This window comes from Saccharopolyspora taberi (assembly GCF_039534165.1).
Lineage (GTDB): Bacteria > Actinomycetota > Actinomycetes > Mycobacteriales > Pseudonocardiaceae > Saccharopolyspora_D > Saccharopolyspora_D taberi.
The window spans coordinates 18,290-29,889 of the sequence record NZ_BAAAUX010000027.1; the positions used below are offsets into that span (position 1 = coordinate 18,290).

The window sequence follows — 11,600 nt, forward strand, 5'->3', positions numbered from 1 at the left end:
CGTCTCGGTCGACAGCCGCACGCCCGCCGACGTGCGGACCTCACCGGCGACCGGCCCCGCGAGCCGGACCTCCTAGCGGGCGCGGCCCGTGGTCTCCCGGTTGGCCAGCGCGAAGACCTCCGCCGGGCCGGTCACGTCGAGGAGGTCGACGTCGGGGAAGACCGAGATGACGACGCGGTGCGGAACGGGCATGCACCCATACTCACCACCGCACGTCATGGCCTCAATAAGGACCTCGTGCTGGCCGGGTTCATGACGCACATGTGCGTCAGCTTCACCCCCAGGGCGCCTTCAACCTCGGCTACCGGCCAACCGTGGTCGCCGAGGCCACCGCGACCCGGCCGCTCACCGCGCCGGACGGCGGCGAGGTGCCCGCGACCGCGCTCCAGTCCGCGGCGCTGACGACCATCACCGACCTGTTCGGACTGGTCGTCCCGACCGCCGACGACCTCGGTTGCTGAGCGAGGTGACGATCGGCAGTAGGCGCTTGCCGGTCAAGGCCGTGAACGCGATGGACGCCCGGCCGGGCGCCGCAACCTCGTCACCGCAGGCGCCACCGACGACGTCTGCACCGCCCACCCGACGCTGACCGCCGCTGCGGGAGGGCCGCAATGTCCCGCTCGCAGCGGTCGCAGCGGGCTGACCACCGACGGCGAGGTCCCAGTACGCAGGACGTCGAGCGCGCCTTCCACCGCCACGCCGACGACCTCAGCGCCTGACCTTCTCCTCCACCGCGAGCGCCGCGGCTGCGGCGGGACCCTCGGCGCGAGCGGTGATCCGCCCGGACCGGATGCGGACAGCGGTCTCGGTCGCGTCGCTCACGGCGGGCACGCCCGCCGCGGCGGCCAGCGCGCCCGTCTCGTCGCAGACGACCTGGAGGTCCGGCCAGGCCGGCTCGGGGAACGCCTGCCGGAGGCAGCCGCCGAGCTCGGCGAGGGTGAGCCGCGCCAGCGGCCCGAGCTCGGCCGGATCGCCGGTGACCAGGACCGCCGTAACCGGCGAGCCGGGCGGAGCGAGGCGCGCGGCTTCCTCGGCGGCCGTCAGCCGGTGCAGGCCGAGGACGACGAGCACGCCGTCGCCGTCGAGCCGCGCGGGCCGCTCCCGCACCAGGTCGATCGCGTTCGGTGGTGACCAGGGCTCGTCGGCGGGGTGCGCGGGCGGCACCGCGGCCGGGGGTGCCCAGTAGTCGTTGAGCGCGAGCCCGGCGAGCCGTTCGCACGCGCTGATGACGTCGAAGGGCTCGACGAAACCGGGTGCGGCGTCGGCGAGCCTGCTCGCGCCGTGCAGCGTGATGAGCACCGTCTCGGCCATCCGGACCAGCCGCGCGGGCGGAGCACCGGGCGCGGGTTCGGGTGGGCTGAGCCGTTCCAGCGCCAGCGAGAGCAGCAGCGCGTCGAGCTTCAGCAGCTGGGTGAACGGGGTGCGGATGCGTTCGTCGGCGCGGACTTCCGACATCAGGTCGGCGCCGGGAGCCGGGAGCCGGGCGACCCACGCGCGGGCGAACGCGCCCAGGGCTTCCTCCGCGTTTCGGCCCGTCTGCGGCTGCGGAGCTCGCTCCGCGTTCTCGGCGAGATCGGCCAGGACGGCGAAGTAGAGGGCCCGCTTGCCGGGGAAGTTCGAGTAGACCGCGCCTCGGGTGAGCTCGGCGCGTTCGGCGATGGTGTCGATCCGGGCGTCGCGGAAACCGCGTTCGGCGAACTCGTCCCGCGCGGCGGCCAGCACCCTGGCGCGGTTGCGCTGCTGCGTCTGCGCCCTGCTGAGCCGGGCCATCGTCCTCCTTGCGGTCGCCTCCGCCAGCAAGATACGTTCACCATCCAGATGATGACATCATCTGCATTGAACATCTGGAGGAGCCGTGACCGTTGTCGACCTCGATCTGACCGACCCCGAAGTGCTGCGCGATCCGACCGCCGCCTACGGCCGCGCGCGGGAGCTCTCGCCGCTGGCGCGGATGTCGGTCCCCGGCATGGCCCCGATGTGGGCGGTGACCCGGTACGAGGAGGCCAGGGCGATGCTGGCCGACCCGCGCTTCGAGCTGAGCGAGGAAAGCTTCGCCTTCCGGCCGGAAGTGCCCGAGCACTGCAAGGCGTACCTGCGGACGATGCAGGAGATGAACGGCCGCGAGCACACCCGGCTGCGCAGGCGGGTGGCCCCCGCGTTCACCCCGCGCCGGGCCCACCAGTTCCGGCCGCGGATCGAGCGGGCCGTGCGGCGGCTGCTCGACGCCCTGCCCGGCGAGCCGGTGGAACTGGTCGAGCACTTCGCGCGGCCGTTGCCGATGGACGTGATCTGCGAGCTGGTCGGCATCCCGGAGTCCGACCGCCCGCAGTGGCGGAGCCACGGCGCCGCGGTCGCGGCCGGGCACGGGCAGAAGCTCACCGAGGCCGTGCCCGCCATCATCGCCGGGGCCGAGGCGGCGGTGGCCGCCCGCCGCGCCGAGCCCGCCGACGACCTGGTCACGGACCTGCTGCGCGCGGAGGACCAGCTCGACGACACCGAGATCGTCACCCTGATCTGGAACGTCGTCCTCGCGGGCCAGGTGCCGACCAACCTCATCGCCAACGCCGTCGCCGCCCTGCTCGACCACCCCGACCAGCTCGCGGCGCTGCGCGCCGACCCCGGGCTGATGCCCTCGGCAGTGGAGGAGCTGATGCGCTGGTGCGGCCCGCAGCTGCTGACCGTGCCGCGCTTCGCGCGCGAGGACGTCGAGATCGGCGGGATCCCGGTGCCCGAGGGCGCGATGGTGACGGCGGTGATGGCGTCGGCCAACCGCGACCCGCGCGTGTTCGACGATCCGGAACGGCTCGACCTGCGCCGTGACGCCGCGCGGCACCTCGGCTTCGCCCACGGACCGCACTTCTGCCTCGGCGCGTCGCTGGCCCGGGTCGAGACGGAGGTCGCGTTGGCCGGGCTGCTCCGGCGCTTCCCCGGCCTGGCCGCGGCCGGGGAAGCGCAGCGCTCGCCGGACCCGGGCACCGCGCGGCTGACCGCGCTGTCCGTGACCGGCCTCGGCTAGGCCAGGCCGAAGGTCTCGGCGAACCGGCCGATCGCCAGGTCCTGGCCCTTGATCTGCGAGGTCTGCTCGGCGCCGAGCAGACCGGTCTCGGGCGTGTAGGTCACGCCGCCCGCCGGGCCGAGCGGGAGCGCGATGCCCGGTGCGGCGGGCTCGTAGGTGGCCAGCTCGCCCTCGCCCGCGATCAGCGCCCGGATGTTGCCCGCCACCACCGCGGCGTGGTCCCCGGCCGCCCGCGCGAGCTTGCCCTCGGGCAGCGCGGTCAGGTCGCCGACGGCGAAAACCCGTTCCTGGCCGGGAATCCGCAGCTGCGGGGTCACCTCGACGTGCCCGTCCGGCCTGCGGGCGGCGGCGAGATCGCCGTTCAGGTAGCCGCTGACCGGCGTGACGCCGAAGCAGCGGAACCAGATGTCGGCGGTGATCTCCCTGCCCGCCCGCGTGGTCGCGGTGAACGTCTTGAGCTCGCCCGGCTGCGACGGCGGGGTGTCGCCCAGGGCGTCGCCCAGCACCAGCTCGACGCCCAGCTCGTCGAGCTGGCGCCGCAGCTCGGTGCGGACCTCGGCGGGGAACTCGGCCAGGACCTCGGTCGCCGGGTCGACGATCGTCACCGGCTTGCCCGGCCACACCGCCTTGATCTCCCCGGCGAGTTCGAGGCCGGCGGGACCGGCGCCGAGCAGCAGCACGTCGTTCGCGCCGAGCAGCGCCTCGCGGGCGGTGCGCAGCCTCGCCTTGGCCTCGGCGCTGTCGTCGACCTCGGTCTTGGCCGGGAACGGGTAGCCCGATCCGGTCGCCAGCACCAGGTAGTCGGCGTCGATCCGCTGCCCGGAGCCGACGGTCACGCCGGTCGCGTCGGCGTGCACGACCCGGTCGTGCACCAGCCTGCCGCGCTCCAGCAGCCGGTCGTAGGGGAAGAAGATCCGGTCGGTCCACTCCGGATCGACGAGCCCGCGCAGCGCGGCGACGTTGTGGACGAACAGGTCCCGGGGCTCGACCAGGACGACGTCGGCCACGTCGTCGAGGGCCTTGGCGACGGCGGTGCCGCCGTATCCGCCACCGACGACGACCACGGTCGTGCGCATGAAACCACTCCTAGTTCGTAATACATACAGTTGGGATTACGAACTAGATTAGTTCGTGCTGCGTACCTCCGTCAACTACAATCGAACGATGACCGATCTCCCGACCGCGATGGTGCGGATGGCGCACCTGGTGAACCACGTGTTCGCCGAGGTCAGCCGGGACCACGACCTGACCCCGCAGCAGGCCCAGCTGATGTGCCAGCTGATCGCCGGGCCGGTCGGGATGGGCGAGCTGACCCGGTTGATGCGGCTGGAGAAGTCGAGCATGTCCGGCCTGGTCGACCGGGTTGAGCGCCGAGGTCTGGTCGAGCGCGTGCGCGACACGTGCGACCGGCGCGCGTACCGGATCGAGCTCACCGAGGACGGGGTCCGGCTCGCGAACAAGTCGCACGAGGGCGTGATCGCCGAGCTGGAGCGGCGGGCCGCGAGCCTCACCGACGAGGAGCGGGACGCGCTGACCGCCCTCCTCGGGAAGGTCCTGGACTGATCTCAGGCGTGCGGCCCGGCGGAAACGGCGCCGATCGTCAGCCGCGGGCGGGCTTCCAGGAACGCGCCGATGCGCTCGACCTGCTCGTCCAGCGCCGAGCGGTGCGCGGCGGTCAGCCGTCCCAGCGGTTCCACCGCGATGTCGACCTTCCGGCCTGATCTCCGCTGGTGCCAGACCCCGGCGGCGGTGCCGCCGACCAGCAGCACCGGGAAGTTCCCCGCCTGCCCCCTCGCCAGCGCGCGTTCCGCGGCCCTGCCGGGGAACACGCGCTCCCGAGGATGGCATCCGACCGCGTAGGCGTCGAAGTACGGCAGGAGCCGCACACCGCCTGGCTCGTGGTCGAAGTCCTCGTCCCCGGCCAGCACCCAGGACACCTCGCCCTCGACGTCCACCTCGCGCAGGTCGAGCGCCCCGAACGCCTGCTCCGCCCACCGCTCCGGCGCGGCCAGCCACCGCGCGAAGTGCGCCGGTGTCGCCGGGCCGTAGCCGCGCAGGTAGCGGCGGGCGAGCTCGGCGACCGCGGTTTCCGAGGGCATGGGGCGGAATCCCGGCAGCCAGCGGCGCGGGCTGGTGTAGGTGACCTTTCGCCCCCGGTTCGGGCCGAAGCACAGCGCGCCCCGGTGCGCCGCGGTTCCCACGGCCTGCCGCCACCGCGGCCACCTGCCCTGGAACGCGGGCATCACCAGGTCACCCGCCCAGGAACCGGTCGCGGCGACCACGGCCTCGGTCAGCTCGTCGACCGTCAGCTCGGCGTCGGCCAGCGCGCCGTCGATCGCCGCGACGACCTCGTCGGTCTGCTCCGGAGTCAGCCGCACCCCGTCCGGCATCGGGTTGCGGCCCGGGACCGCCGAGAGCGCGCCTGTCCACATTGGAAGGTCGCGCGCGGGGAGCAGGTGCGCCGTGCCGCGTGGGCCGAAGGTCTTGACCAGGACACGTTCCGTCCACAGCGCTTCCCAGACGTCGGCCCGCGTCGTACTGCTGGTCCGAAGCCCGACGGACAGCTCGGCGGCGGACAGGATCTGGGCGTGCGCGCCGCTGACCGCGGCGACGGCGTCCACGACGTCGTGAGCGGGTTCGAGCAGGCCGTGGCGGTGCAGACGCCGCGCGTGGACGCGGTTCCAGGTCAACTTCATCCGGCGACGGTAGGCGGTATCCAGGTCAGATCATGTCCCAAATCCTGGGCTCAACGGGTGAACGGGAATCGAGCGCTCCAAATCCTGCGCGCATCCGGGCACGATGATCGATCGTGGGCAGCGCGGACAAGGGGCGGGCGGCACTCCGGGCGATCGGCAGACCGGTCTCCTTCCGGCGCAGCGAGCGGTTGATCGCGCTCGGCGACCGGAGCGAGGACGTCGTCCTGCTGCTCGGCGGACTGGTGAAGGCGGTCCTGTCCGACCACCGCGGATCGGTGACGGTGACCGGCCTGTTCGGCGCAGGCGACGTGGTGGGCGAGGTGGGCGTGCTGCGCCGGTGCGCACGCACGGCCGACATCGTCGGCCTGCGCCCGGGCACGGCTGTGCGGGTGCCCGCCGCGGACTTCCTTCGGTTGCAGGAGCAGGACCGTGACGTCCGCGTGCTGCTCGACGAGGCCGCGTGGAAGCGCCAGCGCTACGCCGACGACCGGCAGCTGTCCCAGACCCGCGGCCTGCCCGCGCGGGTGGCGATGTTCCTGCTCGGATGGGCGAAGGAGCACGGCGAGCAGCGGCCGGACGGCCTGCACATGTCCGGCCTGAGCCAGCGCGACATCGCCGAGGGCGTCTGCGCGGCGGCCCAGAGCGTCGAGACCGTCCTCCAGGAGCTGCGGCGGGACTCGCTGCTGGAAACCGGCCGCCTGCGGTACCGCCTGCCCGACCCGGCGGCGATCGAATCGAAAATCTCCGGGTAGTCCCGGATATCTGGGAGAAACCACCGGCGCCGCGCGACCAGACTGTCCGCGCGGACGGGGAAACCATGCGGAGGGGACCGTGGACCTTATTCCTGACCACCGGGCGTTGTTCGGTGTCGACGTCATCGGCTCGGCGAGCAACGCCGGGTACCACCTCGACGACATCCCGCGCGCGGTCGAGGACATGCTCTCGATCGCGTTGCGCAGCAGCGGGATCGACTTCTCCGAGGTGGTGCACTGGGAGCGCACCGGAGACGGCGCGCTGCTGACCCTGCCCAGCCGCGACCTCGGCGCCCTGCTCGACGCCGCGCAGCGCCTGGACCTGATCGCCGCGCAGCGCAACCGCAGGTACAACCCGGTGGTCCGGCTGCGGATCGCCGTGGAGGTGGGCCCGGTGGGGGCGGGGCCCGGCTACTTCCAGCCGAAGATCGCGGTCAACCGGCTGCTGGACTCCGCCGAGTTCAAGCAGCTGGTCGCCCGCTGCCGCGAAGAGGCTCCGGCCGACGCGGTCAACACCGCGCTGATCGTCTCCGACCAGGTCCTGCGCACCGTCTTCGGCGGCGACCACGTGAGCCTGGTGCGCCGCGAGGAGTTCGCGCAGCTGGCGGTCAGCAACAAGGAGCACGCCGACACCGCCTGGACCAGGATTCCGGGCTTCGACGCGCGAACGCTGGGGGTGTTCGCGACGCCGGAGCCCGAGCCGCCGGCCGCACCGGAGCCGCAGGCGGGCCAGGTGACCAACGTGTCCTACGGGCCGATGAACGGCGTGCAGACCCACACGGTCCACGGCGGTATCAACTTCGGCTCGCGATGAGCGAGGAGGAACCGCAGGGCTGGATTCCGCCTCGCAACTGGGGAAGCACGCGCAACAGCACGAGCGGCGACCTGCGCGAGGTGGTGCAGGCCAGGGACATCCACGGCGGGGTCACCTTCAACGCGGCCCGCGAACCGGACGAGCTGCTGGTCCGGCGGGTGTCGGAGAAGGAGCTCGACGACGTCCGGGCCCAGTTCGTCGAGCCGGGCGGGTTCCGCGACGCGTCGCGCGTCCTGCTGGCGAACCGGATCGTCGTGCTGTGGGGCCGCGGCTCCGGCAGGTCGTTCGCCGCGCTGCGGCTGCTGGCCGAGAGCGGCTGCACCGCGATCGACGAGCTGAATCCCCTGCGCCGCCCGGAAACGCTGCGCGCGGAGGAGCTGGAGGCGGGCACCGGGTACGTCTGGGATCTGCGCGACTCCGGCGACCGGCCGTTCAGCGACAGCGCGTTCGACCGCTGCGTCGGGGCGGTGCGGGCGGTCGGCTGCCGGCTGGTGGTCCTGCTCGGCGACCGCTCGCAGTGCGGGGGCGAGGGGCTTCGGCTGGGGGCGGAGCTGTCCGCGCCGGACCCGATGGACGTCGCCGGAGCGGTGCTGCGGGTGCGGTATCCCGGGGCGGGCGAAGGCGTCGGGCTGACGCTCAAGCGGGATCTGGCGGCGGGGCTGGAGGCGGGCGACCCTCCGGGCAAGGCGGTGCGGGCGGTCGAGCTGGCCATCCGGGTGGACGACGGCGAGATCGACACCGGAGTCGCGCTGGCCCGGCTGGGCGAGGTGGTCGACGTCGCGGTGGACCGGTGGTTCGAGGGCAGGGACGTGCTCGACTACGCCATGGCGCTCACGGTCGCGGTGCTGGAGAACTCGCCCTACGACGTGGTCGTGCAGCAGGCGCTCGAACTCGACGAGCAGATCCGGTCGGCCCAGCTGCCGGAGGACAAGCCGCTGCGACCGCGAAAGATCTTCGACAAGTCCAAGGAGCAGCTGCTTCGCGACACCCGGACCACCACGGACGACAGCGAGCACCCCAAGCATCCGGGGCTGCGGGTCGAGACCATCCGGTTCAACCGGCAGGGATGGGCTTCGGCGGTGCTGCGCCACGCGTGGCGCGAGTACCCGTCGGCGCACCCCGTCCTCCTGGAATGGCTGCGCACCCGCGTTCCGCGCACCGAGGCGCGGCGTGCGTTGTGCTCGGTGATCGCGGACGTTCCCGCGCACGATCCGCTGGAGTTCGTCAACGAGCTGGCGGGGAGCAAGAAGCCGAGCGACCGCACCCTCGCGGGACTGACCATGATCGGCCTGGCCGAGCAGCAGCACCTCGCGCCGCTGGTCGACGAGAACCTGCTGCGGTGGGCGCGCGACGGCAACGCCTACCAGAAGGCGACCGCCGCGGAGCTGTACTCGTCGCCCTTCGGACTCCGGGACGTCGAGACCGCGCTGGAACAGCTGGGCCGGATCGGCAGTTCGGACCGGCAGACCCCGCAGGAAGCGGTGATCGAGGGCGCGCTGTGGGTGCTGCGCCACCGCGAGCACCGGGACCGGGTGATCCGGGCGGTGGTCGGCTGGGCGGGGCCGCGCAACCGGCGCAACGGGCTGCGGGTCGTGTCGATGAGCATCGCGCTGTGGCTGGCCGGGGTGATGGTCAGCGAGCACATCGACGTCGACGAGATCGCCGAGTCGCATCCTGGCGAGGTCCGCGCGCTGATGCGGCGGGTGATGTCCGATCCGGAGTTCGGCGCGACGGTGCTGGAGCACCTGGCGCCCCTGTCGCTGAGGGCGAAGTGGGAGGACGACGCGGCGGCGGAGCTGGTCCGGCTCACCGAGCTGATCGTGCCGGACCTGCGGTGGTGGGCGCGGCGCGCCCAGGTCGCCGACCTCTGCCTCAAGCACCCCGACCGGGGCAACGAAATCCGCCACGTGTTCCGGACCGCGTGGAAGTGCCGACGGCGTCTAGGTCAGGTTCCGGCCTAGAAGGATGGCAGGGTTCAGCGCATGACCATCGACACCCCGGCGCGGCTGCTGAGCCTGCTGTCGCTGCTCCAGACGCCGCGCGAGTGGCCTGGGCGCGAGCTCGCCGAACGGCTCGGCGTCAGCGCGCGCACCATCCGCCGCGACATCGACCGGCTGCGCGAGCTCGGCTACCCGGTGGAGGCGACGATGGGCGCCGCGGGCGGGTACCGGCTGGTCGCGGGCGCGGCGATGCCGCCGCTGCTGCTCGACGACGAGGAGGCCGTCGCGATCGCCGTCGGGCTGCGCACCGCGGCGGGGCAGGCGGTCGCGGGGATCGAGGAGGCGTCGGTGCGGGCGCTGACCAAGCTCGAACAGGTGCTGCCGTCGCGGCTGCGGTACCGGGTCGGCGCGCTCAACACCGCGACCCTCCAGGTCACGTGGGCCGGTGATCCGGTCGATCCGAAGCACCTGACGGTGATCGCCGCCGCGATCGCCAACCGCGAGCAGCTGCGGTTCGCCTACCGTGCCGCCGGAGGTGGCGAGAGCCGCCGCCGGGTCGATCCGCACCGGCTCGTCTCCGCGGGTCGCCGCTGGTACCTGGTGGCCTACGACCACGACCGCGACGACTGGCGGATCTTCCGCGTCGACCGCATCGAGGCCCCGTACGGGACCGGGGCGCGGGCGGTGCCGCGCGAGCTGCCTGCCGAGGACGCGGGCGAGTACCTGATCAACAAGCTGCACGGCAAGGTGCCGACGTACCGGGCCGTGGCGACCCTGCACCTGCCCGCCGAGCAGGTCGTCGGCCGCCTCGGCGACTCCCCGGAGGACGTCGTCCCGATCGACGAGAAGTCGTGCCTGCTGCGCGGCCACACCGACACGCTGGAGTACCTGGCGTCCCACCTGGCGATGCTGGGCTGCGAGTTCGAGGTGCACGAACCGCCCGAGCTCATCGACTACCTGCGCGCGCTCGCGGACCGCGTCGCCAACGCCGTCCGCGGGTAGCATCGCCTCCGTGACGGCACCCTGCCACGCGTCCGTGCTGTTCTGAGCACCGATTCCGAGCGCTGAGCACCGCTCGCGCTTCTGCACGCCCTTTTCCGGGATTTCGAGGCAGGGATGGAATCGATGTGCACGGATGTCGTTCGCTGGGCGGAAAACGGTGAGCACCGCCGCGCCCGCTGGCGTTCGGGAAGCGGCGCGCCGGCGCCGCGGAGAGTGGCCGTGGCCGACGACCGGACAAGCGCCGACGCGGCTTTGCGCTTGGCGCGCAAGGGAACCGCGTTGCTGTGGCGCGGGGACTTCCACAACGGCCGCAGGTTGTTGCAGGCGCTGGGACGCCGTCTTCCCCGCGCGAAAGCGGATGGTTTCGAACAGCATCGCCGTCAGCAGGCACGGCGCGCACGTGTCCTGGGGATGCTGCTGGTCCCCTTCGACGCGGGTCACGTGATCCCGCTGCGCCGTGCACCGGACGTGCGCACGGCCTGCGCGGAGGTCTACGGACCGTCGAACGAGCCGTACCTGTTGCCCCTGCGGGAACTCCTGGGGCTGGTCGGTGCGCACGAATGGCGGCGCAAAGGGATCGAAATCACCCGGATAGGCCGAATCCACCCGCATTACGGGGTTTTCGCCCCGACCCGCGGTGAGTACGTCGACCTGATCGCGGAAACCCCGCTGCCGACGACCGGGATCGCCTTCGACATCGGAACCGGAACCGGCGTGCTGGCCGCGATCCTCGCCCGCCGAGGTGTCCGCCGGGTCGTGGCGACCGACCACGATCCCCGCGCGCTGACCTGCGCCCGCGACAACATCGCCCGCCTCGGACTGTCCGCGCGGATCGAGGTGCTCCGGGCGGACCTGTTCCCGCCGGGCCGCGCCGACCTGGTCGTCTGCAACCCGCCGTGGATCCCGGCCCGGCCGACCTCCCGGCTGGAACACGCCGTGTACGACCCGGAAAGCCGGATGCTGCGCGGTTTCCTGAGCGGCCTCGCCGACCACCTGGCACCGGGCGGGGAGGGTTGGCTGATCCTGTCGGACCTCGCCGAACACCTCGGCCTGCGATCCCGCACCGAACTGCTCGGGATGATCGCATCGGCGGGATTGCGCGTCGTGGGCCGAGTCGACGCGCGCCCGACCCACCGCCGCGCGCACGACGCGACCGACCCGCTGCACTCCGCCCGCGCCGCGGAGGTCACGTCGCTGTGGCGGTTGGCCGTGCGGTGAGCGGGCGAGCGGGCCGCGCCAGCGGGGAGGGCGGCGCGGCCCGCTCGGACGACCCGACTGGTCGACGGGGATCTGCCTGCCGCACAACGTGGTTACCTTGGTGCCGTCCAGCAAGAATTGGGCATGACCCTCGTCAGCGACTGTTCACAGGGGTTCACAGCA

Annotated in this window: 11 protein-coding genes; 8 read left to right on the plus strand and 3 right to left on the minus strand. The window is 72.8% G+C overall.

The window, feature by feature from the left end:
* Positions 1-263: 263 nt before the first annotated feature.
* Entirely contained in the window at positions 264-461 is a 198-nt protein-coding gene (locus ABD691_RS28470; RefSeq protein WP_344684947.1) for a hypothetical protein, read from the plus strand.
* 247 nt (positions 462-708) lie between these two features.
* On the opposite strand, the gene ABD691_RS28475 is transcribed toward ABD691_RS28470, so the two are convergent.
* Complete coding sequence (locus tag ABD691_RS28475) at positions 709-1,770, minus strand: TetR/AcrR family transcriptional regulator (RefSeq protein ID WP_344684949.1); 1,062 nt, start codon at positions 1,768-1,770, stop codon at positions 709-711.
* Between the two features lie 85 nt (positions 1,771-1,855).
* Between ABD691_RS28475 and ABD691_RS28480 the strand changes: the two genes are divergently transcribed.
* Positions 1,856-3,016 (plus strand): cytochrome P450 family protein, encoded by a 1,161-nt coding sequence (locus ABD691_RS28480; RefSeq protein ID WP_344684951.1) that lies wholly within the window; start codon positions 1,856-1,858, stop codon positions 3,014-3,016.
* On the opposite strand, the gene ABD691_RS28485 is transcribed toward ABD691_RS28480, so the two are convergent.
* Positions 3,013-4,092 (minus strand): NAD(P)/FAD-dependent oxidoreductase, encoded by a 1,080-nt coding sequence (locus ABD691_RS28485; protein ID WP_344684953.1) that lies wholly within the window; start codon positions 4,090-4,092, stop codon positions 3,013-3,015. The two genes, ABD691_RS28480 and ABD691_RS28485, sit on opposite strands and share 4 nt — an antisense overlap.
* Positions 4,093-4,180: 88 nt before the next feature.
* Here ABD691_RS28485 and ABD691_RS28490 point away from each other — a divergent pair, with 88 nt between their 5' ends.
* Positions 4,181-4,579 (plus strand): MarR family winged helix-turn-helix transcriptional regulator, encoded by a 399-nt coding sequence (locus tag ABD691_RS28490; RefSeq protein ID WP_344684955.1) that lies wholly within the window; start codon positions 4,181-4,183, stop codon positions 4,577-4,579.
* 2 nt (positions 4,580-4,581) lie between these two features.
* Here the strand turns inward: ABD691_RS28490 and ABD691_RS28495 are convergent, their stop codons facing one another.
* A complete protein-coding gene (locus ABD691_RS28495) occupies positions 4,582-5,712 on the minus strand; it encodes a winged helix DNA-binding domain-containing protein (RefSeq protein ID WP_344684957.1) in 1,131 nt (376 codons plus the stop codon).
* A gap of 113 nt (positions 5,713-5,825) precedes the next feature.
* On the opposite strand from ABD691_RS28495, the gene ABD691_RS28500 reads away from it, so the two are divergent.
* The 5 genes from ABD691_RS28500 to ABD691_RS28520 all read left to right on the plus strand — a co-directional run bounded on the left by ABD691_RS28500 (position 5,826) and on the right by ABD691_RS28520 (position 11,438).
* Entirely contained in the window at positions 5,826-6,464 is a 639-nt protein-coding gene (locus ABD691_RS28500) for a Crp/Fnr family transcriptional regulator (RefSeq protein ID WP_344684959.1), read from the plus strand.
* A 79-nt stretch (positions 6,465-6,543) separates the two neighbouring features.
* The gene (locus tag ABD691_RS28505) at positions 6,544-7,278 is read left to right on the plus strand and encodes a hypothetical protein (RefSeq protein WP_344684961.1); all 735 of its coding nucleotides are present in this window, start codon (positions 6,544-6,546) and stop codon (positions 7,276-7,278) included.
* Positions 7,275-9,239 carry a hypothetical protein gene (locus ABD691_RS28510; protein ID WP_344684963.1) on the plus strand — a complete coding sequence of 655 codons (1,965 nt, stop codon included), beginning with the start codon at positions 7,275-7,277 and terminating at the stop codon, positions 9,237-9,239. The genes ABD691_RS28505 and ABD691_RS28510 overlap by 4 nt, the downstream gene beginning before the upstream one ends.
* 21 nt (positions 9,240-9,260) lie before the next feature.
* The gene (locus ABD691_RS28515; protein WP_344684965.1) at positions 9,261-10,220 is read left to right on the plus strand and encodes a helix-turn-helix transcriptional regulator; all 960 of its coding nucleotides are present in this window, start codon (positions 9,261-9,263) and stop codon (positions 10,218-10,220) included.
* A 114-nt stretch (positions 10,221-10,334) separates the two neighbouring features.
* On the plus strand, positions 10,335-11,438 hold the full coding sequence (locus ABD691_RS28520) for a methyltransferase (protein WP_344684967.1): 1,104 nt from the start codon (positions 10,335-10,337) through the stop codon (positions 11,436-11,438).
* The last annotated feature ends 162 nt before the right edge of the window (positions 11,439-11,600 follow it).